The organism is Mesorhizobium sp. PL10 (assembly GCF_053714315.1).
Window position 1 is genome coordinate 74,132 of record NZ_JBSKBR010000007.1, and the last position, 25,808, is coordinate 99,939.

General features: G+C 62.7%; 27 protein-coding genes and 1 tRNA gene. 16 read left to right on the forward strand and 12 right to left on the reverse strand.

Going from position 1 to position 25,808, the window contains the following annotated elements; genetic code table 11:
- Position 1: 1 nt before the first annotated feature.
- Genes ACWGTO_RS13315 through ACWGTO_RS13330 form a run of 4 tightly spaced genes read right to left on the reverse strand, consistent with a single transcriptional unit; the run spans position 2 to position 2,061 of the window.
- Positions 2–592 carry a HupE/UreJ family protein gene (locus tag ACWGTO_RS13315; RefSeq protein WP_454575293.1) on the reverse strand — a complete coding sequence of 197 codons (591 nt, stop codon included), beginning with the start codon at positions 590–592 and terminating at the stop codon, positions 2–4.
- A gap of 28 nt (positions 593–620) precedes the next feature.
- Positions 621–875: a DUF1272 domain-containing protein gene (locus ACWGTO_RS13320; RefSeq protein WP_454575294.1), complete on the reverse strand. Its 255-nt coding sequence runs from the start codon at positions 873–875 to the stop codon at positions 621–623.
- A gap of 10 nt (positions 876–885) precedes the next feature.
- Positions 886–1,188, reverse strand: coding sequence for an urease subunit gamma (locus tag ACWGTO_RS13325; RefSeq protein ID WP_023693076.1), 303 nt, complete (start codon positions 1,186–1,188; stop codon positions 886–888).
- A 30-nt stretch (positions 1,189–1,218) separates the two neighbouring features.
- Complete coding sequence (locus ACWGTO_RS13330) at positions 1,219–2,061, reverse strand: urease accessory protein UreD (protein ID WP_454575295.1); 843 nt, start codon at positions 2,059–2,061, stop codon at positions 1,219–1,221.
- A 214-nt stretch (positions 2,062–2,275) separates the two neighbouring features.
- Here ACWGTO_RS13330 and ACWGTO_RS13335 point away from each other — a divergent pair, with 214 nt between their 5' ends.
- The 3 genes from ACWGTO_RS13335 (at position 2,276) to ACWGTO_RS13345 (ending at position 4,577) form a co-directional block, all read left to right on the forward strand.
- Positions 2,276–2,530 carry an acyl carrier protein gene (locus ACWGTO_RS13335; RefSeq protein WP_454575296.1) on the forward strand — a complete coding sequence of 85 codons (255 nt, stop codon included), beginning with the start codon at positions 2,276–2,278 and terminating at the stop codon, positions 2,528–2,530.
- Complete coding sequence (locus tag ACWGTO_RS13340) at positions 2,531–3,739, forward strand: beta-ketoacyl-[acyl-carrier-protein] synthase family protein (RefSeq protein WP_454575297.1); 1,209 nt, start codon at positions 2,531–2,533, stop codon at positions 3,737–3,739.
- A gap of 133 nt (positions 3,740–3,872) precedes the next feature.
- Positions 3,873–4,577, forward strand: coding sequence for a glutathione S-transferase family protein (locus ACWGTO_RS13345; RefSeq protein ID WP_454575298.1), 705 nt, complete (start codon positions 3,873–3,875; stop codon positions 4,575–4,577).
- An 88-nt stretch (positions 4,578–4,665) separates the two neighbouring features.
- Here the strand turns inward: ACWGTO_RS13345 and ACWGTO_RS13350 are convergent, their stop codons facing one another.
- The 4 genes from ACWGTO_RS13350 to ACWGTO_RS13365 all read right to left on the reverse strand — a co-directional run bounded on the left by ACWGTO_RS13350 (position 4,666) and on the right by ACWGTO_RS13365 (position 8,847).
- The gene (locus tag ACWGTO_RS13350) at positions 4,666–5,025 is read right to left on the reverse strand and encodes a hypothetical protein (RefSeq protein ID WP_454575299.1); all 360 of its coding nucleotides are present in this window, start codon (positions 5,023–5,025) and stop codon (positions 4,666–4,668) included.
- Between the two features lie 87 nt (positions 5,026–5,112).
- Entirely contained in the window at positions 5,113–5,733 is a 621-nt protein-coding gene (locus ACWGTO_RS13355) for a nucleoside triphosphate hydrolase (RefSeq protein WP_454575300.1), read from the reverse strand.
- A 92-nt stretch (positions 5,734–5,825) separates the two neighbouring features.
- Positions 5,826–6,917 (reverse strand): hypothetical protein, encoded by a 1,092-nt coding sequence (locus tag ACWGTO_RS13360; protein WP_454575301.1) that lies wholly within the window; start codon positions 6,915–6,917, stop codon positions 5,826–5,828.
- 118 nt (positions 6,918–7,035) lie between these two features.
- Positions 7,036–8,847, reverse strand: coding sequence for a methyl-accepting chemotaxis protein (locus ACWGTO_RS13365; RefSeq protein ID WP_454575302.1), 1,812 nt, complete (start codon positions 8,845–8,847; stop codon positions 7,036–7,038).
- Positions 8,848–9,221: 374 nt separating this feature from the next.
- Between ACWGTO_RS13365 and ACWGTO_RS13370 the strand changes: the two genes are divergently transcribed.
- On the forward strand, positions 9,222–10,190 hold the full coding sequence (locus ACWGTO_RS13370) for a D-alanyl-D-alanine carboxypeptidase family protein (protein ID WP_454575303.1): 969 nt from the start codon (positions 9,222–9,224) through the stop codon (positions 10,188–10,190).
- 13 nt (positions 10,191–10,203) lie between these two features.
- Here the strand turns inward: ACWGTO_RS13370 and ACWGTO_RS13375 are convergent, their stop codons facing one another.
- Positions 10,204–10,653 (reverse strand): universal stress protein, encoded by a 450-nt coding sequence (locus ACWGTO_RS13375; protein ID WP_454575304.1) that lies wholly within the window; start codon positions 10,651–10,653, stop codon positions 10,204–10,206.
- A gap of 352 nt (positions 10,654–11,005) precedes the next feature.
- On the opposite strand from ACWGTO_RS13375, the gene ACWGTO_RS13380 reads away from it, so the two are divergent.
- The 8 genes from ACWGTO_RS13380 to ACWGTO_RS13415 all read left to right on the forward strand — a co-directional run bounded on the left by ACWGTO_RS13380 (position 11,006) and on the right by ACWGTO_RS13415 (position 17,991).
- Positions 11,006–11,926, forward strand: a complete 921-nt coding sequence (locus ACWGTO_RS13380; protein WP_454575305.1) for a DUF1003 domain-containing protein — start codon at positions 11,006–11,008, stop codon at positions 11,924–11,926.
- 216 nt (positions 11,927–12,142) lie between these two features.
- A tRNA-Arg gene (locus tag ACWGTO_RS13385) sits at positions 12,143–12,219 on the forward strand.
- 285 nt (positions 12,220–12,504) lie between these two features.
- Positions 12,505–12,807 (forward strand): DUF2285 domain-containing protein, encoded by a 303-nt coding sequence (locus tag ACWGTO_RS13390; RefSeq protein ID WP_454575306.1) that lies wholly within the window; start codon positions 12,505–12,507, stop codon positions 12,805–12,807.
- Between the two features lie 166 nt (positions 12,808–12,973).
- Positions 12,974–13,846 carry a glycosyltransferase gene (locus tag ACWGTO_RS13395; protein ID WP_454575307.1) on the forward strand — a complete coding sequence of 291 codons (873 nt, stop codon included), beginning with the start codon at positions 12,974–12,976 and terminating at the stop codon, positions 13,844–13,846.
- Positions 13,846–14,820, forward strand: coding sequence for a sulfotransferase (locus ACWGTO_RS13400; RefSeq protein WP_454575308.1), 975 nt, complete (start codon positions 13,846–13,848; stop codon positions 14,818–14,820). Before ACWGTO_RS13395 ends, ACWGTO_RS13400 begins: the two co-directional genes overlap by 1 nt.
- Positions 14,817–15,995, forward strand: coding sequence for a DegT/DnrJ/EryC1/StrS family aminotransferase (locus ACWGTO_RS13405; RefSeq protein ID WP_454575309.1), 1,179 nt, complete (start codon positions 14,817–14,819; stop codon positions 15,993–15,995). Before ACWGTO_RS13400 ends, ACWGTO_RS13405 begins: the two co-directional genes overlap by 4 nt.
- Positions 15,996–16,021: 26 nt before the next feature.
- Entirely contained in the window at positions 16,022–16,660 is a 639-nt protein-coding gene (locus ACWGTO_RS13410) for an acetyltransferase (RefSeq protein ID WP_454575310.1), read from the forward strand.
- Between the two features lie 290 nt (positions 16,661–16,950).
- Positions 16,951–17,991 carry an acyltransferase family protein gene (locus ACWGTO_RS13415; protein WP_454575311.1) on the forward strand — a complete coding sequence of 347 codons (1,041 nt, stop codon included), beginning with the start codon at positions 16,951–16,953 and terminating at the stop codon, positions 17,989–17,991.
- On the opposite strand, the gene ACWGTO_RS13420 is transcribed toward ACWGTO_RS13415, so the two are convergent.
- Entirely contained in the window at positions 17,969–18,556 is a 588-nt protein-coding gene (locus ACWGTO_RS13420) for a hypothetical protein (protein WP_454575312.1), read from the reverse strand. The genes ACWGTO_RS13415 and ACWGTO_RS13420 overlap by 23 nt on opposite strands.
- 450 nt (positions 18,557–19,006) lie before the next feature.
- Positions 19,007–19,717: a haloacid dehalogenase type II gene (locus ACWGTO_RS13425; RefSeq protein WP_454575313.1), complete on the reverse strand. Its 711-nt coding sequence runs from the start codon at positions 19,715–19,717 to the stop codon at positions 19,007–19,009.
- A gap of 328 nt (positions 19,718–20,045) precedes the next feature.
- Here ACWGTO_RS13425 and ACWGTO_RS13430 point away from each other — a divergent pair, with 328 nt between their 5' ends.
- Positions 20,046–20,366: a twin-arginine translocation signal domain-containing protein gene (locus ACWGTO_RS13430; protein ID WP_454575314.1), complete on the forward strand. Its 321-nt coding sequence runs from the start codon at positions 20,046–20,048 to the stop codon at positions 20,364–20,366.
- An 85-nt stretch (positions 20,367–20,451) separates the two neighbouring features.
- Here ACWGTO_RS13430 and ACWGTO_RS13435 read toward each other — a convergent pair whose 3' ends face one another.
- The gene (locus tag ACWGTO_RS13435) at positions 20,452–21,567 is read right to left on the reverse strand and encodes a LacI family DNA-binding transcriptional regulator (RefSeq protein ID WP_454575315.1); all 1,116 of its coding nucleotides are present in this window, start codon (positions 21,565–21,567) and stop codon (positions 20,452–20,454) included.
- 586 nt (positions 21,568–22,153) lie between these two features.
- On the opposite strand from ACWGTO_RS13435, the gene ACWGTO_RS13440 reads away from it, so the two are divergent.
- The 3 genes from ACWGTO_RS13440 to ACWGTO_RS13450 all read left to right on the forward strand — a co-directional run bounded on the left by ACWGTO_RS13440 (position 22,154) and on the right by ACWGTO_RS13450 (position 25,807).
- Complete coding sequence (locus ACWGTO_RS13440; protein WP_454575316.1) at positions 22,154–23,116, forward strand: sugar-binding protein; 963 nt, start codon at positions 22,154–22,156, stop codon at positions 23,114–23,116.
- A 122-nt stretch (positions 23,117–23,238) separates the two neighbouring features.
- Positions 23,239–24,777, forward strand: a complete 1,539-nt coding sequence (locus ACWGTO_RS13445) for a sugar ABC transporter ATP-binding protein (protein WP_454575505.1) — start codon at positions 23,239–23,241, stop codon at positions 24,775–24,777.
- A 40-nt stretch (positions 24,778–24,817) separates the two neighbouring features.
- The gene (locus ACWGTO_RS13450) at positions 24,818–25,807 is read left to right on the forward strand and encodes an ABC transporter permease (protein ID WP_454575317.1); all 990 of its coding nucleotides are present in this window, start codon (positions 24,818–24,820) and stop codon (positions 25,805–25,807) included.
- Position 25,808: the final 1 nt, after the last annotated feature.

The window sequence follows — 25,808 nt, forward strand, 5'->3', positions numbered from 1 at the left end:
CTCACAGAACGCCGAAGACCAGGCCGACTCCGACCGCAGCACACGCCGCACCGGCAGCGCCGGTAAGGCCACGAAGGCCCATGCCGAGACCGAGGCCAGCGGCGATGCCTATGGCATGGAGAAGCGCGGTGGCGACGGCGAAGCCGGCCATATAGCCAAGCCCGCCGGCATTTTCCGACACTTCGGTGCCATGGGCATGGCCATGGAACAGCGCGAACAGGCCGATGATGGCGACGCCGGCCGTAACAGGCAGATCGACCGCCAGCGCCACCAGCAGGCCGAGCGCAACGATGGAGGCGAGGATGCCCGGCTCTACGAAAGGCACAGGCACATGCAGCATGCCGAGCGCGCCGCCGACCAGCATGACGCCGACAAAAGCCAGCGGCCAGGCCCATATCGCCTTGCCGCCCTTGAGCGCTGCCCACAGGCCGACGGCGACCATGACCGTCATGTGGTCGAGACCGGACAGCGGATGCGCGAAGCCCGCAGCGAAGGACGAGGTGGCGCCGATGCCGACATGGGCATAGGCCGGCATGGCCGCCGCCAGCAGCAGGAGCGCGGCAAGCGTGGTGCGTTTGGTCGCGGAGATCATCGGTCTACCTTCCAATTCAGGATAACAATCAAGCGGCCTTTCGCGGGCCGCAGCCCTCCGCCTTGAGCACGCGTCTGGTCGAGGCCGGATATTTGTTCAGCTTCTCTGCCGGCCGGATCGGCCGGGTCGAAAAATTGCCACCGCAGTTCGGGCAGACACCGCCCAGCACGTTCTCGACGCAGCCGGCGCAGAAGGTACACTCAAAGGTGCAGATCAGGGCATCCGTCGCGTCCGGCGGCAGGTCCTTGTCGCAGCATTCACAGTTGGGCCTGAGTTCGAGCATCTCCTTCTCCTCACCGGATCGGTTCGTGCACGGTCACCAGCTTGGTGCCGTCGGGAAACGTCGCCTCCACCTGCACGTCGTGGATCATCTCGGCGATGCCTTCCATGACCTGCGCCCGGGTGACGACATGGGCGCCGGCCTCCATCAGTTCGGCGACCGGGCGGCCGTCGCGGGCGCCCTCGACGACGAAATCGGTGATCAGCGCGATCGCTTCGGGGTGATTGAGCTTGACGCCGCGTTCGAGCCGCTTGCGCGCCACGATCGCCGCCATGGCTATGAGCAGCTTGTCCTTTTCTCGCGGCGTAAGGTTCATGCGCTTCCCTGAGTTTGGCCTGGATTTGGTTCAGAGTGACCATAATTTGGGCAGACCGGCCCGCCCGTTGAGCAGTTCGACGAGCGGAACCAGCCGCTTGCGCAGCTGGTAACCGTCCTCGGCAAACAGCCTCGCAAGAAGCTTGCCAGATTTCTTCACGCTCCAGGCGCTGGCACCGCCCTCAGCGCCGATGATGTCGCGGGCCGGCTCGAGCAAGGCTTCCGCCTGCGGTGAAACCATCAACAGCGTCGCCACGGCAATGGCGCCGCCGGCAACCGCCGGGCGGCCAAGGGCTGCCGCTATGGCCGGCCCGATCCGGAAATCCTCGGCATGAATGAGCGCACCGTCCCCGCGGACCCGCCAGCGGTCGTGGAAAAGACCTTGCGCGGCCTGTTCACCCATCGCCAGGCGGCCAAAGACGGTTGCCTCGAGCACCAAAGCCTCGGCGCCTGCGGAAAGCTCCACGTCGAGCGTGCGGGCAAAGGCCGAGCGGTCGAAGACGATGGTTTCCTGCGGCAGCCAGGCAATACGGCCCTCCGCGCCGACTTTAAGCTTTACCCGCACTTCGGCACGATCGCTTTCGGCGCGATAGATCTTTTCGCAGGCCTGGGTGGTGATCGAAGCGGAGGCACCTGGCCCGACCTCGATGTCCCAGCCAAGCCGATCACCGCCAGTCAGCCCGCCCGCGGTGTTGATGAGCACGGCTTCAAGCGGATCGGCCGCAACCGCCGGCATGCGGATCTTGGCCGATCCGTCCTGATAGAGGCGCGAAAGCCTGGTGCGGCCGGCGCTGATGCCGCATGCAAGCCGAGCCGCGCCTGCGACGCGCTGGGCCGGCAGCACCCGGGTCAAGCCATGTTGCAACGTATCCATCGCCCCAACGTTAAGCACTCCGGCTGCTTTGTCGATATGTAGCTAGTTGATATAGCTTGTTGCTTGACAGCGTTTCCGTTTCTATAGAGGGAGCCACTTTGGAACGGTCATGCCGCGCCTGGCGGGTTTTGAAGGCGATGGGGATTTTCATTCCAGGCAACAGGGGGGCCAACCAATCGGCACCGCCAAATGACAAAATTGGGGAAGGAATCGAATGGCTGACGAGCTGGCAACGGAAATCATCGCCAAGATCAAGGCTCATGCCGAGCCTAGCGGCGAAGAGATCACCACCAATACGGAACTGACCGCGCTTGGCATCCATTCGCTGGAATTGACCGAGATCATCTTCGATCTCGAGGAACAGTACGGCATCGAGATCGAGATGAACACGGTCGATGCCTGGAGCAATCTGAAAAATGTCGGCGACATGGTCGAGGCTGTTCGCGCGCTGATCGCGAAGAAAGCCTGAATGCACAAGCGCGTCGTCATTACCGGCATAGGCGGCATATGCGGCCTCGGCACCAATGCGCCCGCGATCTGGAACGAGATGCGCGCCGGACGTTCCGCCATCGGCCAGATCGACAATCCGCTGCTGCATGATCTGAAGACCAAGGTCGGTTGCGAGATCAAGGCAATGCCCGAGCATGGCATCGCTCACAGGCAGACCGTGTCGATGGACCGCTTCAGCCTGCTGGCGGCCATTGCCGCGCGCGAGGCCATGCAGCAAGCGGGGCTTACCGCTGATGAGGCCACCACCTACCGGATGGGCGCGGTGGTTGGCGTCGGCGTCTGCGGCTGGGAAGCGATCGAGGAAAACTATCGCGCCATCCTGATCGACGGAAGAAACCGCGCCGGCATCTTCACCGTGCCGAAGGTGATGCCAAGCGCCGCGGCCGGCCAGGTCAGCATGGTGCTTGGCCTGCGCGGGCCGGTGTTCGGCGTCACCTCGGCCTGCTCGTCGTCCAACCACGCCTTCGCCTCGGCGGTCGACCAGATCCGGCTCGGCCGCGCCGACGTCATGGTCGCCGGCGGCACCGATGCGCCGCTGGTCTGGGGCATTCTGAAGGGTTGGGAAGCGTTGCGGGTGCTGGCGCCCGACACTTGCCGGCCGTTCTCTGCCGACCGCCAGGGCCTGTCGCTGGGCGAAGGTGCTGGAATGGCGGTGCTGGAAACCTATGAGCACGCCATGGCGCGCGGCGCTGACATTCTGGCCGAGATTGCCGGCGCCGGGCTTTCGGCCGATGCCTCCGACATCGTCGCGCCGACCGTCGAGGGTCCGACGGCGGCGATGCAAGCCTGTCTTGCCGAGGCCGGGCTCAATCCAGAGGACGTCGACTATCTCAACGCCCACGGCACCGGCACCAAGGCCAACGACCAGATCGAGACGGCGGCGATCAAGCGCGTATTCGGCGACCACGCCTACAAGCTCTCGGTGTCGTCGACCAAATCCATGCACGCCCATTGCCTCGGCGCCTCGGGCGGCCTGGAAATGATCGCCTGCGTGATGGCGATCCGCGAAGGCATCGTGCCGCCGACGGCCAATTTCCGGCAGGCCGACCCCGATTGCGATCTCGACGTGACGCCCAATGTGGCGCGCGAGCGCAAGGTGCGGGCGGCGATCAGCAACGGTTTTGCCTTTGGCGGCACCAATGCCGTGGTGGCGTTCAAGGCGGTCTGACGCCGGGCTGCCGGCCGCTAGTGAAGATTGTGTGTGCACCACCGGCCGGTTGATCGGCAAAGACGTCGCGGATAATCCTTCGCAACCCGCCAAACGGCGCGATGCCGCGCCAAATTCCCGACCGGAGCTTTCGATGACCGACCTGTCCGCTTTCCCGATCACCAAGCGTTGGACGGCCAGCCATCCCGACCGCCTGCAGCTCTATTCCGCGACGACGCCGAACGGCGTGAAAGTGTCGATCGCGCTGGAAGAACTCGGCCTGCCCTACGAGGCGCATCTGGTGGATATCGGCAAGGACCAGAGCTGGACGCCGGAATTCCTGGCGCTGAACCCGAACGGCAAGATACCGGCCATCATCGACCCCGATGGCCCGGGCGGTAAGCCCTTAGGCCTGTTCGAATCCGGCGCCATCCTGCTCTATCTCACCGACAAGACCGGCAAGCTGATCCCGGCCGATCCGGCGCGGCGCTACGAAACCATCCAGTGGGTGTTCTTCCAGATGGCGGCGATCGGGCCGATCTTCGGACAGGTCGGTTTTTTCAACAAATTCGCCGGACGCGAGATCGCCGACAAGCGGCCGCTGGATCGCTACCGCAACGAATCGCGGCGGCTGATCGGCGTGCTCGAGACAAGGCTGAAGGGCCGCAGCTGGATCATGGATGACGATTTCACCATCGCCGACATCTCGATGCTGGGCTGGGTGCGCAATCTGATCGGCTTCTACGAGGCGCGTGAACTCGTCGGCTTCGACGATTTCCCCACCGTCGCGGCATGGCTGGAACGCGGCCTGGCGCGGCCAGCGGTGCAACGCGGCCTCACCATACCGGCCAAGGCCTAACGATCAAAGCCGCTTGAAAGCGGCTCTGAGCTCTGTTGTTTGACGCAATTCCGGGCGAAAACCGCTTCACACTTTTTCCGGAATTGCTCTATTTTGCCTTGGCTTTGGCCTTGGAGCCGCCTCTGCCCATGACAGACGCGGCGAGCGATGCTGCGCCCTTGGCCGTGGCGACGACCGCGCCGGCGGCAACGTTGGCTGCATTGCGCATGGTGCCCACGGAGCTGCCGCTGGTTGCCGGCTTCTTGGCCTTGGCAGGCTTTGCTGCCGCCTTGGCCGCTACGCCCGGCACCACCTTCTTCGGCGCGGCCTTGCCGAAAGCCGGCTTTGCATCCTTGGAGCGCGCCGCGATGGCGGGACCCGCGCCTGCTTTTGCCTGAGTGGCTTTTGCCGGCGATGCCTTGGATTGAGCTGTCTTGCTCTTGACGGGTGTTTTTGCCTTGGTTGCCATTTTGACGGTTCCCTCACGGCGGCACGATTGCCGGTCGGAGAATAACGACCTGAAAGTCTTAAGGTTCCCGTTCTGAAATCCGGCGAATTACGCCTGATCGCCGACAATCAGGTCGGCGGACCTGCGCCGGCCTAGCACGCGGTCGATATTGGGCATGTCGTTGGAAGCGATCCAGGCGCGTGCGTCTTCGTCGGAACGGCCATGCTCGTGCCAGCGCTCCAGAAGGCGGCGCTCAAGTTCAGTACGCGGCGCGTCGACAAAGATGGTGAAGTCGAACAGTGGCGCCAGCCGCGACCACGGCTCCTCGTCGAGCAGCAGGTAGTTGCCTTCGACCAGGATGAACTTGGTCTCGGCGGCAACGATGGAGGCTGCCGCGCGCGACAATTCCATGCTGCGGTCGAACACCGGAATGGCAATGTCGGGCTCGCCCGCGCGGATGCGCTTCAACAGCGCCTCAAAACCGGCGAAATCGAAGGTTTCGGGCGCGCCTTTTCTTGGCCGCAGACCGCGCTGGTCGAGGACGGTGTCATCATAGTGAAACCCGTCCATCGGCACGATTTCCGAAGCGCCTTCCGGCAACAGATCATGCAGGCCGGCCGACAGCGTCGACTTGCCGGCGCCGGGCGGGCCGGCAATGGCGACGATGAAGCGCTTCGCCTTGCCGGCGCGCTTGAAGATGGTGGCGGCGAGATGGGCGATTTCGGACATGAGAGCCTTTTTTGCAGCCGGATGGTTTCAGTCCCGCATCTTGGCGGCTGTCGGTGGAAATTTCAAACCCTGAACTTGCGATGCCGGCAGGGCTACGCTGACTTGCCGATGCGCAGGAAATCGCTGTCGAAAGCGATGTCGCGGGTCGAACCGTCGGCTCCAGTGACGCGCAACTGCCCACCGGTCGTCGCGATATCGCGCGGCGGCTCGCCGCCAGCCTGCGGCAACGCGCCAATGACATGGCGGAAGGAGACTTCGCCGCCGAGTTCAAAGGCGGTCGCCACGCCTTCGCGTTTCAGCCAGTTGTCGCCGACCGATGCGGCATGACCGACGGCGGCGCGGCCGTCCTCGATGCCGAGCACGCCGCGATGGCGGCCGCTCCATGGCGCGTAGTCGCGGCCGCCATTGCTGAACCACAGCATGGTGACCGGCAGTTCGCCAGGGTTCTTCAGCACCAGCACCAGATCTTGCTCGGCCCGGCGCGCCAGCGCCGTCCAGCCCGGACCGCCATGATCGGCCTCGACCATGGTGATGAAATCCTCGCGCCGATCCTGCATGCGGTAGTCGGTGAGATCGAGCGTGCCGCCGTCGGCCGCCGGAAAGCGCGTCAGGTCGCTGGTGCGCGCCGGATAGGCAAGCTTGAAGCGGCCGCGGGCCGGATCGGGCTCCAGCGGTGTGTCCAGCGTCGCGGCAAAGCGCTTGGGAGAAAAGGCCAGCCGGCCGCCGTCGCGCATTGCCGTCATCGGATGATGGGCGGCGGAAACCGCACCCGAGCCGCCGGAAAAGACATGTTCCTGGTAGAGGAAGGGGTGCCCGTGACGCAGGGTGAAAATCTTGTCGACGGTGGCGCCCATCACCGTGCGGCGCAAACGGAAGACCGTCCGCCAGCCGTCGGATGTCGCCTCATTGGAGACAACATCCCAGCCGCTGTTGGCGGGCCAGCCATGCAGGGGGGCGGCCTCGATATCGCTGGCCGAAAACGGCGCGCAGAGGAAATCGCCCGACAGCCGCACGGTGCCTTCAGGCAGGTCCGGCGGCGGCGTCTCGCCGGCATCGACCCATGGTGCACGGTGCAGCGGTTTCAGCTGGCGGCCATCGCTGTCGACCGTCATGTCGGCGATGTGCCCGACCGTGAGGTCGAGCGTGACCGAAATGCCTTTTGCCTTGATCGTGACCCTGTCCATCCGTGCACCTGCTGATTCTGATGGCAGCGAACAAACCCGCTCCGCGATTGATGCGCAAGCACGGCTTCCGGCATTTTGCATCAGACCAGTTCCACCCTCCGCCGGGAGGGCGGGGCGCCTACTGCCGCTTGTACTCCCTGATCGGCGACTTGGTGCCGTCGGTGTAAGTGACCTGCACCGCCATCGACGTCACGCTGTCGGCGACCTTGAAGTAAGGCTGGTAGTCGTAAGGGATGGCGTAGGGATCCTTCTTGTCGCAAGGCGGCATCTTGATCTCCTTGTCGAGCGCGGTGCCGTTCAGGCTGTAGCGCACCTCCTTGATGCCGCAGCGGAACGACAGCATCTGGGAGAAGTAGACCAAGCCGTGATTGCCGCTGGCATCGAAGGCGATCCACGACGTCCAGAACTGGTCGAGGATCTGCTTGTTGCCCTGCTGCAGGGCGGCTTCCGGATCGAAGCTTATGTTGAACGGCCCCGTCTCACGGCCCCTGAGATCGAGATATTTCACCCCGATGATGGTGGCCGTGGTGATGTCGGGCAATTCGAAGCTCGGATTGGGCATCGGCTTGCCGGTGCGCTGGTCGTTCATCGCCATCAGCCCGGTGTCGGTGAACGGACCGGATTCACCCAGGCGCCAGGAAATGCCGGTCGCCGCCTCGGGCAGCGAGATGGAAATCGTCCAGCCGGCATTGGAGCGCATCGGCGTCAGCGACGGGGCGAAGCGGGTGGGGTCGAGAACGTCGCCCAGCGCGGTCAGCCGGCTGCGGCTGCGGTCCAGCCAGTCGGCAAGCTCGCGCTGGTCGACGAAATATTTGAGCAGCCCGCCATCCTTTTCGTAACCCATGAATTTGGTCAGCGCCTCGGCTTCGCTGCGCTTGTCGGACAGCGACTGGACGCCGAGGCGGTCCTCGGAAAACTCCTGCGCGAGCAGATAATAGGCCGGCGCGAAATCCGGATTGGCCGCAATGAAGGCATTGAGCTTGTCGAGGCGCTGGGCGTCATTCAACTGCATGACGTGGACCAGCTTGATCGACAGCGCCTTGGCCTTGTCGGCAAGCTGGCCGAACACTTCGCGCGCGCCGGCCTTGCCGTCCTGCACCCGCAGCAGCGTGGCAAAGCGCGTATAGGGATCGACGGCGTCGACGTCGAAGCCGGCAAAGGCGAGATAGGAGCGGCGGGCATTGAGCATGTCGCCGGAAAGCTCGTAGACGCGGGCATTGTGGTAGAATTCGTCAGGCCGCTTCGGCTCGGCGATCGCTCCGCCCTGCGCGGCCAAGGCGGCAAAGCCCTTGGCGATGGTGTCGATGGAGGCAGCGATCTGCTCGGTGGTCGCCTGCAGCTTGTCGGCCTGCTCGGCCTGTTTCTGCTGGCCGGCGGCGAGCGTTTCGGTGGTCTGCTTGACCTGATCGACGGTCTTTTGCGTCTGCGCGCCCTGCTCGGTCTGCTGCTGTTGGTTCGAGGCGATCTCCTCGGTCTTTTTCGCCACCGCATCGGTCGATTGCTTGACCTGGTCGACCGTCTGCTGCGTCTGCGTCACCGTCTGCTCGATCCTGGCCACGCTCGCCGAGACGATGCCCAGCTCCTGCTGCAGTTGCGCGATGGCCGGCACCAGGCCGGCGATCACCCCGTTCTGCGAATTGGTCTGCTGCTGCAGGCCGTAGACGCCGCCCGCGACAGCCGCCGCACTGGTGGCAAAGATCAGCGCCGGCAAAGCCTTGGCCGCGAGCACCAGCCTGAGCACAATGGCGATGGCGATGATGGCGGCGGCGACCGAGGCGACCAGCGCGATATAGGCGGCGAACGGTGCCAGCGGATTGAGGATGTCGGACGCCGCCCCGCCGATGAAAGCGACGCTGCCGGCCCATTTGCCGGTGCGGCTGAGCGAAGCCCTGATAAGAGATGGCGCAGCAGCGCCGATGTCACCGGTCATTGTCAAATCCCCCAAGCAATTGCCGCAGCTATAGCAGCAGCGCGACCCCGCAGGCAAAACAGGACAGGAAACAGGCGATTTCGGGGCGGGCAACAAGCTTGGGTTCCTCGCCCCCGCAAGGCGGGGGAGAGGTGGCCGCGAAGCGGCCGGAGAGGGGGCTTCGTAGAACGCCATGCTGCAAAGAAGAGATCCGGACCGTACTCTGCCGCTGTCTGCGCCATCCCCCTCTCCGTCTCGGCTTCGCCGAGCCACCTCTCCCCCGCTCCGCGGGGGCGAGGAAAACCGGGCTTGTGCATTAACCAAATGGACGCAGCTACCGGGTTACGTTAGCTTGGCCTCATCTCAGCAACAGCGCCGCCAGAACAGAACTGCCCTTGTCCAACCTGCCTTTCCTCTCACTCGTCCAAAAATTTGTCGCAGCCTTCCTGCTGCTCGTGTTCGTTGCCGGCTGCAGCACCACGGCGCCGCCTGACAGCGTGCTGGCGGTGCCGGCGGCGCAGGAGAAATATGCGGCCATCGTTGTCGATGCCGGCTCAGGCAAGACCTTGTTCGAGGTCAGTTCGACGGCGCAGCGCTATCCGGCGTCGCTGACCAAGATGATGACGCTTTATCTGCTCTTCGAGGCGCTTGAGAGCGGCCGCGTCAGCAAAGAGACGCAGATCCCGGTTTCCGACAACGCAGCCCGGCAGCCGCCGACCAAGCTGCGCTTCAAGCGCGGCGAGAGCATCGATGTCGATTCGGCGATCCGGGCGATCGTGGTCAAATCGGCCAATGACGTAGCGGTGGCGGTGGGCGAATATCTCGGCGGCAGCGAAGACCAGTTCGCCGCGATGATGACGTCGAAGGCGCGCCAGATCGGCATGAGCAGCACCGTGTTCCGCAACGCATCGGGCCTGCCTGACAGCGGCCAGCACACGACGGCGCGCGACATGGCGGTGCTGGGCATGGCGCTGCGCGCCCGCTTCCCGCAGCAGTTCCACTATTTCTCCGAGAGCGACTTCATGTTCCGCGGACGGCTGGTGCGCGGCCACAACGACATGCTGGGCCGCGTGCGCGGCGTCGACGGCATCAAGACCGGCTACATCAAGGCTTCCGGCTTCAACATCGTGACGTCCTACAATGCCGACGGCCGCCGGCTGATCGTGGTGGTGATGGGCGCCGACAGCGCCCGCCAACGCAACGACCATGTCGAAGCGCTGATCCAGCGCAGCCTGTCGCCTGCGATGGCAGACACGAAGACGCGGCTGATGTTTGCGCAGCAGCAGCAACCGGCTTCGCCGCTACCCGGCCTGCCGCCACCTGGCTCGTCGCTCCCTGGCTTGCCTGGTTTCCCAGCTCAATAAACAGCCGGCAATCCTACCGCACCACCAGAACCGGCGTTTCCGTCAGCGACAGCACTTCAGCCGTCTGGCTGCCGAGCAGCAGGCGGCCGAGGCCCCGACGGCCATGCGAGGCCATGACGATCAGGTCGCAAGCCTCGGTGCGGGCGACGTCGAGGATCCCTTCGGCAGGCGTCTTGTTTTCGATGTGCAATGTCTTGGCCGGCACGCCGAGTTCGTCGGCCGAGGCCTTGCATCGGTCGAGCACCTCGCCGGCGTAACGGCGGGCAGTTTCCTCATAATTGACCAGTTCGTCGCCGGCCGTGAACCCGGCGACGGCGCCGCCCCAGGCCAGGACCGGAAACGGCTCGGAGACATTGACGAAGATGACGGTGGCCGCAAGGCTGTTGGCCAATGTCAGCCCGTGGGCAACGCCCTTGCCGGCGAGTTCCGAACCGTCGGTGGCGATCAGGATATGCTTGTACATGGCGACGACCTCTGTGTGGGGCGGACCTTTGCCCCGGTGGCCTGGCGAAGCGCTTCACTGCGACACCGTCAGCTCTCCCATGGATATAAGTGCCCGGCCAGGTTAGCCACAGGGTGAGGATGAGGCCAGCCGGCGATGACCATGGCGCCAGTGCGATGGCCGTGCTCTCTTCCTGGAAGGGGCAAGCAATCGCACAGGCTGTTTCCCTGCGCGATTGCAGGCAGACTTGCCGGACGCCCGCCGCCGCCATTGATCACAACCGCTTGCACAAGCCGCCAATCTTCATCGCCACAGTGGCTATGCCGCGCCGGCTTGGCGTATCGTGGGCGCCGCGACAGCAGGAGCCGGCACCATGAGCACCGCCCCAAAACCTTCCGAACAGGCCGCCGACGAAAACGACAGCGGCGGCGAGTATTTCGAGGCGCCGCCCATCGGCGATCACGAAGCCGAGCTGGTTGCCGACGAAGCGCTCGAAGCGCCCGATGTTCCGGACTCCGAACCCGCCGGGCATGGGCGCCTGAAGCCAAAGCGAAAACCGTCGGCGATATCGGGCCGCAAGTTCCGCAAGCGCGACCTTGTGCGCATCGACGATCTCAGGCCGAGCCTGGCCGACCGCATCCGCTCCGACCATCCCGACCTGCCGCGCGGCGCCCGCATCAGCCGCGAGGAACTCGGCCGCTACCGCATGCGCTACATGGAGGAGTTGCTGCAGCAGGAGCATGGCGAATTCTCCGAGCTCGACCGCCAGGTGGTCGAATCGATCGCCAGGCAGGACACGATTTCGGAAAACTCGGAAGAGGAGTTCGAGGAGCACAGGTCGTTCGCCGACCGCGTCTCCGACAGTATGGCGGCCTTCGGCGGCAGCTGGTGGTTCCTGATCTCGTTCGGCAGCGTGCTTGCCGTGTGGATCGGCATCAATTTGATCGCGGGCATGAGCAGCGCCTTCGACCCCTACCCCTTCATCCTGCTCAACCTTCTGCTCTCCTGCATCGCCGCCATCCAGGCGCCGATCATCATGATGAGCCAGAGACGGACGGAGGCCAAGGACCGCCTGCGCTCCTTCAACGACTACCGGGTGAACCTGAAAGCCGAGCTGGAAGTGCGCCACCTGCACGAAAAGCTCGACTACCTGATCTCGCGCCAATGGACCCGGCTGGCCGAAATGCAGCAGATGCAGTTGGACGCGATGCATGAGCTGACGGGAGCGAAGAAGGCGAAGCGAACGACACGCAGGGTGCGGCGGAGGGTGGCGAAGGTCGACGTGGCAGGGTGAGGAATGGTCCGCGTAGCGGACGTAACGCCGATTGCTTGGCTTTTCGAATGACGAACGCCCTGATCCTGCGAAGGGCGGGACGCGGGACAATCCGGCCAACCTTTGCGGACCGGGCCAAGTTCGCGGCGCAATTGCCCGTTGAAGCCCGCCGCGGCTTCCGCTAAGAAGCCGTGGCTGGCCGGCCTATCGGCTGGTTCGTTTTCAGGCTCCCTGAAGGCACCCGTAGCTCAGCTGGATAGAGCGCTGCCCTCCGAAGGCAGAGGTCACAGGTTCGAATCCTGTCGGGTGCGCCAATTGTTTCAACTGCTTAGCGTGATTTTGGCTTCTTTGCGGACAAAGTCCCACACACGCAGCCCACAAATAGTCGGCAGAGCGGAGCCGTACCCCTCGTGCCTTCGCCTCTCCCCCAAGGCACCGAACCCCCTATCAACTTCTCTGAGGCAAGGTGTCTGAAAGGCAGACTTGATCTGGATCGATGGCAAACCACGTCAAAGCAAACATTCGCCCAGCCCTGCTCTCGTTGGCATTGCGTGCATAGGTTTCGCCGACTTGATTGCACAGGAAGACCGGCGCTTCGCTTGACAACTTCGATATTGCTCGCCCATGCGGAAGCCATCCTTGGCCCCGAAATTGCCGACGAGGCGCCCACGTCTTCGGTCTTGACCGGGTACGACGAAGAACGGTTGCTTAGCCACATTCGCCTGCTCGACGCCGCGACCGAAGATGCCGACTGGCGAGAGGTCGCCAGGATCGTCCTGCATATCGATCCTGAGAAGGAGCCGGAACGAGCGTTCCGGGCTTGGGAGACCCATCTCGCTCGCGCCCGATGGATGACGACGAACGGCTACAAGTATTTGCTCGCCGGCGGGGCGCCCCACTAGCCTTAGTCTGCGCAGGGAAGCTGCGGGGTGGGAGGCCTGCGCCAAAGATGGCGATTTGCCATCCTGTGGCCGTGAGGGAAGACGATTTTTTTCATGCCCTCCCGGATATTTACACCCGGCCACCGATTCCCTTAATGGAAATGCAAGCAGGAGGGACAACTGAGATATGCCGCACGCTGCACCGGCAGACAAAGCCGTCCGGGTTTCGGTGCTCTGCCAGACCTTTAATCACGCATCCTTCATCGACCAAGCCTTGTCCTCCATTGTCACGCAGGAAACCACCTTCCCGTTCGAAGTGATCGTGCACGACGATGCATCAACCGACGGAACGACAGACATCGTCCGCGCGTACGTAGCGAAATATCCGGGAAAGGTGAGCGCGATAACACAGCAAACCAATCTCTATTCCTGCGGCATCAGGGGCATGGTCGCGAAGTTTCTGCTGCCATTGGCTCGTGGCGAATACTGGATCGTCTGCGACGGAGATGACTATTTCACCGACGAGTACAAACTGGAAAAGCAGGTCAGATTTCTGGATGAGCGGCCAGATTATTCGTTGTGCTTCCACCCGGTTGAGGTTCGTTTTGAGGACAACAGCGAACCTACCTATCAGTTTCCTCAGAATGTAGCTGTCGGTAGACTCAACCTGGAAACCCTGTTGTCTGGGAATTTCATTCCGGCCAATTCGGTGATGTTCCGGCGCCAATCCTACCGTGACCTGTCGATCTCAAACATGTTACCGAACGACTGGTATCTGATCCTGTTTCACGCCATGGCTGGCAAGATTGGCTTTATCCCCGAGATCATGGCCGCATACAGACGTCATGAGGGCGGGATTTGGGGCACTCGAGATAGGGCGCATCTGCGCACTCACGGTCTGAGTATTATCGTCATGCTGCATGAGGTATTGAAACTGTGTGGCGGCCAGCCGTTGCAGCAACAGATCGTAAATGCGCAGATCACCGCCCTCGAAAGGGAAATTATAGCGCTTTTCGGTGTTCGTGGACGTTTATGCATAGATGCGGTGCGGAGTTGGTAGTGCGGCGCCTCGCAACTCGGCTGGCAGGACGCACCAGGCGGGCGGCCCGGCTTGACCTGGTCAGGACATCATTCCTGTTCAACGCTGCCTGGTACCTTGAGCGCTATCGTGATGTGCGCGATGCCGGTGTCGACCCTGCTTTGCACTACCTTCTCCATGGCGGGTTCGAGAATCGCGACCCTAGCCCGAGCTTCAGCACTGCCTGGTATTTGGACACCTATGAGGATGTGCGCGCCGCCCGTATCAATCCGCTGTTGCACTACCTCCAGCACGGCAAATCAGAGGGGCGCACCTTCGCCACCCATCTGAAGGTCATCAATGATCTGCTCACGATCACTCACAAGGTGTTCGTGATCGGCAGAAACAAGACAGGAACGACGTCCCTCGCCGCGGCCTTGGAGGCGGTTGGCTACAGGATTGGCTCACAGCATCAAGCAGAGGCTCTGCTTGATGATTGGCACCGTCGCGATTTTCGTGCCCTGATTGATTATTGCCATTCGGCGGATGCCTTTCAGGACGTGCCGTTCAGCCTCCCCTCTACATACAGAGCGCTGGATATCGCCTTCCCTGGCGCAAAGTTTATCCTGACAGTGCGGGATTCCGCGGATCAGTGGTACAAATCGGTCACGACGTTTCACGCTCATCTGATGGGCGTGGACAGACGGCCGACACCAGCCGATGTCAAGCAGTTCGGCTACCATGAACCGGGTTGGTTATGGCGCCAGCAACTCTATGTCTACGGCATCAATGAAGCGTCCTTGTACGACCCGGAGATTTACAAAGCGCACTATCTCAAGCACAACGCTGACGTGATCGAATATTTCAAGGATCGGCCTCAAAGCCTGCTCGTACTCAATCTCGCCCACAAGACGGCTGCCGGGAATCTCGCCCGGTTCCTCGGTATTGGCCAGTTGGGGATGACGATCCCACACCTGAATGCAACGCCTCAAAAATTGCGGCAAGGCAAGGCATGAGCACATCGACCCTCTACCTTGATCATTGCCATGAGCTGGCCCTGGTTGGCGGCATCCCGCCGCGGCCCCACGGCGAAGCAACCCTTGCCGACCGGCCTGCGAGGAGCAGCATCCGTTATGTCGAAGCCAAGATGCCGGATTGGCGGCGCCTCACGGAATTGAGCGATCTTTGTGCGGAGCAGAATCAGTGGACCAATAGCGGTCCCCTGTCGCTGGCGCTTGGTCGCATCATCAGCCATATCGCACATGTGCCGGATTCATACTGCACTGTGATGGCCAGTTCGGGAACTGCGGCGCTGTATGCTGCGGCTGGCATATTTGCCGCGAAGGCTGGCAAGCCTCTGCGCTGGGCGATCTCGGCTTTCGGGTTCTCCGCGACGCGGACAGGCCCGTTCGCGGGAATGACCATCGCGGTCGATTGTGACGAGCAGGGCTTTCTCGACCTCTCCGCGCTTGGCAAGATGCCAGATGATTGTTGGGACGGGTTGCTGGTCACCCGACCTTTCGGGCTCGAGCGCGATATGTCGGCTTACCGCCACTTTTGCGGCGCGCGGGGCAAGCCCTTGATCGTCGACGCTGCGCTGGCTTTTCCAGGGCTTCGCGCTATCGGGCCGGACGTCATCGAAATCGTTAGCTTCCACCACACCAAGCCGTGGGGCTTCGGCGAGGGAGGATGTCTATTCGTGCCTGCGGCGGATGGGGCGCTGGCCCACTCGATCCTGAGTTTCGGTGAGGATCAGCCGGCCTGGGTCCTGCCCAGCGTCTCCAACGGCAAGCTGTCGGACCTCGCGGCTGCGGCGATCATCGATCGGCTCGAGACGATGCCAGAATGGTCGCCCCGCTATCATACTCAACGCCGACGCATCGTCGAATTAGTCGACCAATTCGACCTTGAGCGGTTGGGAGGCTACGACACCGTTACCATCGCAGCCAGCGTGCCAGTTCTGGCCTGCGGGTCGATCGGCATCGATGACCTGCCGGATATCGGTTTCGAGTGTGGTAAGTACTACGCGCCGTTGTCAACCTCGGCCCGGATGGCCGGTTCTATCTATGATCGGATTGTTAACATTCCTTGTCATGGCGACATGGCTGATATAGCCGATGCGCAAATCGAGGCGCTGCTGGAGCGCATGGCGCGCGGCGCCGTCTCTATCGGAGCCGCCACCAGGGAGTAAGTCATGTTCTGGCTGCCGGGGGTGTCGTGAAGGTAGTTGTTTTCGGCGACGGGCCGTTCGCCAGCCTGGTGTGGTATTGCCTGAAGCATGACAGCAGCCATCAGGTGGCGGCCTTCACCGTCGAGCGTGGCTTTCTTTCGAAGGCCCGGCACAACGATCTGCCGGTCCATGCCTTCGAGGACATCGGAGATACCTTTGATCCATCGGAGACAGCAATTGCGGTCGCGATCGGGCCACACGACAACAATCGCGTCAGGGCAAGGCTGCTCGATCAGGTCAAGGCGCGGGGTTTCCAGACGATCAGCTATCTGGCGAGCCGCGCCATCGCCGCGCCCGATTTCAGGGTCGAGGAGAACACCTTCATATTCGACGGCGCAGTGATCCAGCCTTTCGCGACAATTGGCGGGAACTGCATCATCCGCAGCGCCGCGCATGTCTCGCATCATGTCCGGATTGCCGATCACTGCTTCGTTGCTGCGGGAGCCTGTATCGGCGGGAGCACCAAGATCGAAGCAGGCGCGTTCATCGGCCTGAATGCCACGATCCACGACAACATCGAGATAGCGCCGAATTGCGTGATCGGCGCGGGATCCGTCGTGACCCGATCGACCGAAGCCAGCGGAACCTATGCCGGAGTGCCAGCTCGTAGGCTGCGCCAATCATAGACACCGTGCCTACAATGTGCGTGCGTCAACCGCGTGCTGCCAATCGCTTTGTTGAAACCTTCTTCGCTGACTTAGCCATATCCTCACGCCCGAGCCCGCTGGGCTTCGTCAGCGCCGACAGTTGGGCGTCACCATGGGATAGTCCGGCTTCAACCCTCGCGGTAGCAGGCGCACACGATCCGCTTCCGTCGCCCGGTTGAGATCCGCTGGGACAGCGGGTAATCTGGCTGGACGAATAGATCGCGTTGCTGTGCTGTTCAGGAGCTCCGGCACTGTGCTATTGGGCCAAAATGGCAACGCATCGGAACCACGATCTTGACGGCCTTCGCGGCTTGGCCGCGTTCAGTGTAGCGGTGGGGCATTGCGCTTCTGTCGCCGGCGGCCTTGGGCCAGCCTATCGAATGACGGTTGCGACCGCGCCGGATGCGAGCCTGCATGATGCATTTTTCCGCCTGCTGCACATCATCTTCCACGCCGACGCTGCGGTCATCGTGTTCTTTGTGCTGTCTGGCCTAGTGCTCTCCCGGTCGCTCAGACTGAGGGACGATGGCATTGTTTCTTATGTCATTCGACGGACCTTCCGCCTCATGCCCGTCGCCGGTGTCTCGGCGCTCATAATCGGCTACCTGACGCCGGCGAGCACGTGGGCGCAGATCCTCGGCGCCTCGATCTTCTACGACACGTCGCTGAACGGAGTTCTGTGGACCTTGCAGATCGAGGTTTGGGGAAGTCTTTGGGTTTACGCGGCCGCGACGGCGAGACGCATACACCCAGCGCTTTTCTGTGCCCTGCTGGCCGCCACGTTCGCAGTGTCCTATTTCGACCATCGCCCTATCCCGCTGTTCATGAGCGCCTTTGCCCTAGGCGCGATCGTCGACGACCTTCCAGCCGTCGCACCCAATCGTATCACCGCATCGCTCGGGCTTGTCGCCCTGATGACCGCGGATTTCGCGATGGACCCAGGCTTCGCAATGCGGTGCTGGCAGATGGCCGGGGCTTTCTGCGTTGTCGCCTACGTCTCACGACATTCGGTCTGGCTCACCGCAAATTCATTCGCCCACTTTCTCGGGCGGGTCAGCTACCCGTTTTACCTGCTCCACTTGGCCGGTGCGCTGATCATCGTCAAGCTTGGCATTAAGGCGCTCGGACTGGATCCGTATTCGCTCTTCGCCACCTACAGCGTGGCCTCGATCGCCATCGCCGCGTTGCTCGCGTGGCTCGTTCATACCGCCGTAGAAGCGCCTGGCATGACCGCAGGCGAGACGGTCAGACGTCTCCTTGCGACACCTAGAACCGCACCCGCGTCGGCTAGTCCAGTATCTCAACCGTAAGTCCCTGACAGGTGATGTCGCCAGCGCTAGCCGTGCCGTTCTGGCCCGTGCACTTGACGGCTATCGCCACATTGTCGGAGTTGGCCGCGGTGCCTTGCCTCACGACAGGAACAAGAGCTGTGACGAAGCCCACGCCGCTGTATTCCCGATTGCCGGCAGAGGTGATGAAGATGTCGGCCTGCAACCGCCACGGCGCGTTGTTAAATGTTGAGGCGTAATCAACGACAGAGTTTGCGCCAAACCACAGCGGCATTGTTTTGGTGTTGGCGTTGGCTGCCACGGTACCCCAAGCCGTCAGCCGCACCTTCTGCCCCGGCAGCAGCGTGCTCGCCGGGATCGAATACGTCATCAGGTCTTCCTGGGTGGTTATAGCCGTGGTTGCGGCCGAACCGGTGTTGCGGCTGACTTCCTTTGATGTGACGCCATTAACGACTCGCTGCCCGGTGGCGGCGCCAATGACGTTCGCGCCGTGCAACCTAACGTCCGCGAAGGGCGAGGCGCCGAGATCGACTTCGTAGTTCGACTCAGCAACCTGGTTGTTGTTCTCCGCCGTGAAGTTGCCCACGCGGACTTTCTTAGCCCCGCTCTGCACTACCAGCCCGGACTTTTGATCATAGGCGAAAAGGGCGTTGACGATCGATAAAGCGTGAAGGCCGACGACCGCGTCTCGGCTCTCCTTCGAGAGGCTGGCCGTTCTGGTCGAGAGGATGGTGCAATTCGGGCGCGCTGTAAGGCGAATTCAGAATTGGCCTCTCATAAAAGCTATTCAACGTCTCCGCCCCGAACCGAATGCAGCTGCCAGTACCCCACCCGTCTTTGTAGCTGTATTATAGCTTGAGAAATACATCCAGACGCGTTTAACGTGCCTGACGCGCAATCAGTCGTGCGTTATTTAGGTTGTTCGACAGCCAGCCTCGCGCGGCGACCGCCCTAAGCGTTCCGCTTCCGCGTCGGCCGGATCGCGGCTCCCAGCGGCCCAGCCTGCCACATCGGAGGTGGCGCGCTTCGCGTACGTCTAGCGCGCCGGAAGCCAGCCTGCCGCTTCGAAGAAGCCGGGCACGTCATCCAGGCCGTGGGCGATCGCGTCCGGCTGGTAGTCGGGCGGTGGGCGGCGCCCTGTGCCGCGGTCGACCCATACGGCGCGGAAGTCGAGATCGCGCGCGGCGGTCAGGTCGAGATGTGGGCTGGCGCAGATGTGCACGAGCTCGTCCCTGGTCACGCCAAGGGTTCGCCACGCATGTTCGAAGATCTGCCGCGACGGCTTGTAGGCCTGCGCCTGTTCGGCGGTGATGACCCGGTCGATGGCGCCGCCGAGCTGCGCGACGTTGCCGGCGATGATGGCGTCATCGGTGTTGGAGATGATCGCCAGCCTGAAGCCGGCATCCTTTAGCCGGCGCAGCGTTGCGACGACTTCGGGAAAAGGCGGCATCGTGCCGATCGACGAGGTCAGCAGTTCCGCATCATCGGCCGCCGCTTCCAGTGAGAACTCACGCAGCGCAAGCCGCAGCGCCTTTGCCGTGACGTCGGCGAAGGACAGATGCGGCCTGGTGTGCTCGAGCTCATGCTCGTGCCGGTCATAGACTGGGATGAAGTCTTTCGCTTCGATCTTGCGGCCCTTGCGCGCAAGGATCGTTTCCATCGCCGCCATCAGGCCTTCGTCCCACTGGATCAGCGTTCCGTAGCAATCGAATGTCAGCCAGGTCGGGCGCGGCCCGTTCAATGCCATTTGAATACCTCAGGGAAAGGTGGCTGGACACTGGCAGCGATTTCAGTCATTTGAAAATTAAATGTTGCGGTCGAGTCAAGTGGGAATTCGATGGAGCTGGATCTCGATTTGTTGAGCCTGCTTCGGACTTGACGCACGCTTGGCAGAACGCGTAGCGGCGCCAACATCTGGCACACTCTCCCTTGTTGACGCCCATCCTTTCCAGGTTGGCCAGATGACAGGCTAAGACATCCTTAAGATACCTTGCACGTTGCTGGTACTTACCCTCTGGCCTTTTCAATCCGCCGCGCTATCTCCATTTCGTTAGGTCTTGCTGATGGAGGTTTTGATGGATCGGCGATCATTCTTGACAGCATTGTTCGGCGTTGCGGGGGCCGCGGCGCTTGCTACTACGGTTCGGCCTCTCGAGGCCATGGCCGGGGTTCCCAATGTCGGCAACGGCATTCTCGATGAGCTCGACAAGCAGGATGCCGGTGCTTTCGGTGACGACGAAGGCCCGGGCGATGTCGAGCAGATCTATCATCGGCGATGGCACCGTCGCCATCACAGGCGGCGCGTCTGGAGACGGCACTGCCGCACGTTCTGGCGGCATGGCCGGCTGCGCCGGCGCTGCTATCGCAGGCGCTCCTATGTCATCTTGCGGTTCTAGCCGCAGCTTGGGGGTTTGGAATAGTCCTGCCCTGAGGCGCAAATACTGAAACCGGCCCATCCCGATTTGCTTCGGGATGGGCCGTTCAGGCTTGCCCCGCCACCGCCGCCACCGAGTCGCGCTCGACCAGCGGGCACTCCAGCTTGGTGATGGGATAGCGGCCACGGCCGGGGGGCGGCGGAACCTCGAGCTGCTCGATCGCCCATTGGCCCATCGCCATGTGCGGCAGGATCGATGTCGTCAGCGGCGGAAACAGATGCCGGGCGATCTCCTCGTCGTCATAGCCGACAACCGAAATGTCCTGCGGTATGTGCAGCCCCGCCTCCTTCAGTGCCTCGTAACAACCGATGGCCGTGCGGTCGTTCTGGCAGAAGATGGCGGTCGGGCGATCTTTCAGCGCCAGAAGCTTGACGGTCGCGGCATAGCCGGCGCTGGCCGACCAGTCGCCTTCGACCACCAGCTCCGGATCGAACGGGATGTCGGCGGTGGCAAGCGCCCTGCGATAGCCTTTCAGCCGGTCCTGCGCCGCCTGCATCCATGGCTCGCCGGTGATGGTGGCGATGCGGCGGTGGCCATGGCCGATCAGATGCCGGGTCGAGCTCTGCCCGCCGGCAATCTCGGAAGGCACGACGGCCGGGAAGGCATAGTCCGACGTGTAGCAGTTGAGCAGGATCACCGGGATGTCGAGGCCGTAGAGGAAGTCCGGCGCCGTGATCTCGCGGGTGAAGATGGTCATGTAGATCAGCGCCGAGATGCCGCGCTTGCTGAGTGCCGCAATGGCGCGTGGCTCCATCACGGCGTCGCCCATGGTCTGCGCCACAAGCAACACATTGCCGGCGTTCCACGACGCTTGGCGCGCTCCCTCGATGGCGACGACGGCTTCCGGACTGGTGGCCAGCTGATCGACGGCGAAGCCGATGACCCCATCAAGCCCCTCGAAGGCGGGAACCGGCTTGCGCAGCGCCGAGAAGGCGGGGGCGGCGTAGCCGAGCGCCCGTGCGGCCTCGATCACCCGATCGCGGGTCTGCTGCGATAGCCTGATCCCCGGCGAGTTGTTAAGAACGAAGGAAACGGTCGCCTGTGAACAGCCGGCCGCCCTGGCGATATCGGTCATGGTGACGCGACCGACCTTGGCGCCCTTCGCCGGCGCTTTGCGCCGCCGCGCCGTATCGGTGGTCTCCGGATCCTTCGTCTCGCTCATGGCATTTTTTGTCCCTAATCCCTCGCCTCTCTAGCGGCAGCCTGTCAGGCCGACAAGATGGCGTGGCGCCGTCGATTAATGAAAGTGATCGAAGGCGTTTATGTTTATTATCAGGTTTGAAGTTCCTCCACCATGCGACTCCGCGCTCGTGAAACTTATAGACTGCAAGGCATCCACCTGGATGCAGCCGATGCGGAACGCGTTCGGAAAAGAGCCTCATGGCCCCGTCGAGCGTTGGCTTGAGGCCTTCTACTAATACTGTTTACTAATACAAAAATGCGCTGTAACGTCAATTCGTCGCGCCCGGCTCCGGTTATGGCCAGCGCGGCAGAAAGTGCCGTGAGCAGCCTGATGCGAGCGGGATTTGCCTCCGCAAGCTTTGTCTCGGACATATGATATGTCAGACAAATCGGACTATTTACGAGCGCGAGATGAGTCTCTAAAGTCCGCATCGTGACTGGAACGACGCCATTCTTTTTGAGTGCCGGGAACCCCTGAGGAGGAGGGCGTCCAAGCCGCAAGCGGCAAATTCAGGTGAAGGCAAGAACGGTCAGTCCGACGACTGAACCAAAATGGGAGGTTGAACATGAATTCCTTGATACGACATGCATCCGTTGCCACCGCAGCCCTGCTGCTTGGCCTGACAGTGACGGCGATCGCGCGCGCCGACGACAAGCCGACGCTGGCCTTCGTGGTCAACGGCGCTTCCGACTTCTGGAAGGCGGCCGAGGCCGGCGTCAAGAAGGCGCAGGCCGAACTGCCAGACTACAATCTCGAGCTCAAATATCCCGAGCAGTCCTCGGTCGCCATCCAGCAACGGCTGATGGACGATCTGGTGACGGCCGGCGTCAAGGGCATCATGGTTTCGGCCGTCGACCCCAAGACCTCTACCGACGGCCTGAACAAGATCGCCTCGGAAACAGCACTTTTCACCACCGATAGCGACGCCCCGCAGACCAAGCGCGTCGCCTATATCGGCTCGTCCAATGTCGATGCCGGCAAGCAGGCGGCCGAGATCGCCAAGAAGGCAATGCCGGACGGCGGCAAATGCCTCGGCTTCGTCGGCCTGCTCGGCGCCGACAATGCCAAGGAACGCATCCAGGGCATGAAGGACGGGCTCGCCGGCAGCAAGATCGAACTGGTCGACGTGCGCGGCGACGATATCGACCAGGCGCGCGCCAAGAAGAATGTCGAGGACGCGCTGGTCGCCAGCCCCGACATCACCTGCATGGTCGGCTTCTATTCCTACAACACGCCGCGCATCTATGAAGCGCTGCGCGACGCCGGCAAGCTCGGCTCGATCACCGTCGTCGGCTTCGACGACGATCCGATCACGCTGGGCGGCGTCAAGGAAGGCACCGTTGCCGCGACCGTCGTGCAGCAGCCCTTCGAATGGGCCTATCAGGGCATGAAGCTGATGGCCGCCTACCTCAAGGGAGACAAGTCGGGCATTCCGGAGGGTGGCCTGATCATCATCCCGACCAAGATCATCGGCAAGGACGATGTCGACACCTATGCCGCCAATCTGAAGGCGATGTCCGGAGGCTGAGACCACGAGCAGTTATGCCGGCTCAGGGTTCTTCTTGAGCCGGCGATCATATTGACGGGCCTTGTCAGGCCCGTCAGTCTGCTGAAGGGGCCGTTTTGGCCCAGCGGCTGCTGTCAGGCTTGATGAACTATTCCGACACATCCATTGCAGCGACTACCCCGTTCCTCGGCCTCGAGAACGTGCGCAAGACCTATCCGGGCGTGGTTGCGCTGGATGGTTTTTCCATGGAGGTCAGGCCGGGCGAGGTGATTGGCCTCGTCGGCGAAAACGGTGCCGGCAAATCGACCTTGATGAAGATCCTCGGTGGCGTCACCAGGCCGGACAGCGGCACCATTACCGTCGACGGCGTTGCGTATGACGCGCTGACCGTCGAAGGCAGCCTGGGGTCGGGCATTGCCTTCGTGCATCAGGAACTCAATCTGTTCGAAAACCTCGACGTCGCCGCCAATATCTTCTTCGGCCGCGAACCGTTGCGCGGCGGGCCGCTGAGACTGGTCGACCGCGCCAGGCTGCGCGACATGGTGGCGCCATTGTTGAAGCGCGTCGGCGCCAATTTCTCCGCCGACACGCCGGTCTCGGCGCTGTCGCTTGCCCAGCAGCAGATGGTCGAGATCGCCAAGGCGCTGTCGATCAAGGCGCGACTGGTCATCCTCGACGAGCCGACATCGAGCCTGCCGATCGCCGAAACCGACAAGCTGCTCGATGTCATCAAGGCGCTGAAGGCCGACGGCATCAGCGTCATCTTCATTTCGCACCGCCTGCACGAGATCGAGCGTGTCGCCGACCGCGTCGTCGTGCTGCGCGACGGCATGCTGGCCGGCACCTTGCCGAAGAGCGCCATCAACCACGACCAGATGGTCAAGCTGATGATCGGCCGCATGCTGAAGGAGCGCGAAAAAGCCTCCGAAGCGGCGCGGGCACCGGGCGCGACCGCACTCTCGGCCAAAGCTGTTCGCACCCCCGCCTACCCTGCCCGGCCGGTCGACCTCGACGTCAGGCGTGGCGAAATCCTCGGTCTTGCCGGTCTCGTCGGCTCCGGCCGCACCGAACTGGCGCGGGTGTTCTTCGGCATCGACAGCACGCTTGGCGGCGCGCTCGAACTCGACGGCAAGCCGCTGGTGCTGGGCTCGGCCGCCGATGCCGTCGCGCACGGCATATTTCTTGTGCCGGAAGACCGCAAGCTGACCGGCATCCTGCTCGATCTGTCGATCGCGCAGAACATTTCGCTGCCCAATTTGCCCGCGCATGCGAAGCGTCGGCTGGTGTCTGCAAGCGCAGAGAGGGTCACCGCCGAGAAGCAGAAGAGCAATCTCGGCATCAAGGCGCCGTCGGTGCAGACGCGCACCGGCTCGCTGTCGGGCGGCAACCAGCAGAAGGTGGTGCTGGGCAAATGGCTGGCCATGAACCCGAAGGTGATGATCCTCGACGAGCCGACGCGCGGCATCGACATCGGCGCCAAGGCCGAAATCTATGGGCTGATGCGGGCGCTGGCCGATGCCGGCGTCGCCGTGCTGATGATCTCCAGCGACATGGAGGAGGTTATCGGCGTGTCCGACCGCATCGCCGTCATGCATGAGGGCCAGATATCGGGCATTCTCGACAAGGATCAATTCAGCCAGGAAAACGTGCTGTTGCTGGCGGTCGGCAAGCCGGCAAACTAGCCGGATTTTGGCATTGCCGTTCCGGCATGGGGAGAAGACGATGAGCAAAAAAGATCTCGGCCTGCTGATCCTGATCCTGGTGGTCGGTGCCATCGTTGCGCTCATCAATCCGCGTTTCCTGCTGCCGATCAATCTTGCCAACACCTCGAACCTGATCGGCCTGTTCGGGATTCTCTCGATCGGCCAGGCCTTCGTGATCATCACCGGCGGCATCGAATTGTCGGTCGGCTCGGTGGTTGCGCTGCTCGGTACGCTGTTCATCGACTTCATCGCCGTGCGCGGTTTGGGATGGCCGATTGCGCTGCCGCTGATCCTGGTGCTCGGCGGCATTATCGGGCTCGTGCACGGCTGGCTGATCACCCGGCTCAAATTGCAGCCCTTCGTGGTGACGCTCTGCGGCCTGCTGATCTATCGCGGCGTGGCGCGCTTCTACACCGCCGATGGCACCGCGGGCTTCGGCTTCGGCCAGAATTTTCCGGAGCTGGAATTCCTCACCGCGGGCCGGTCATGGGGCGTGCCGAACAGCTTCATCGCGCTGATCGTGATTTCCATCGTCATGTGGGTGGTACTGCACCGTTCGGTGTTCGGACGCTATCTCTACGCCATCGGCAAGAATGAGGAGGCGGCGAAATATTCCGGCATCCGCACCGGACGCGTCGTCATGGCCGCCTATGTCATCTGCGGCGTGCTCACGGCGCTGTCGGCGATCTACTTCGCCATGTATACGCGCTCGATTTCGCCGGCCAGCCATGGCCAGTTCTACGAACTCTACGCCATCGCCGCGGCCGTGCTCGGCGGCTTCTCGCTGCGCGGCGGCGAAGGCTCGCTGGTCGGCGTCATCCTCGGCACCGTGCTGCTGCAGGAGTTGCAGAACCTGGTCAACCTGCTCGGCATCCCGTCGTCGCTGAATTTCGCGGTGATGGGCGGCGTCATCCTCATCGGTGTGCTGGTCGACCAGCAATGGGGCGTGTTCCGGGCAAGGCGGCTAATGCTCGAGGCCAGCCGCAAGGGCGCCGTGGCAGCGGAATAGC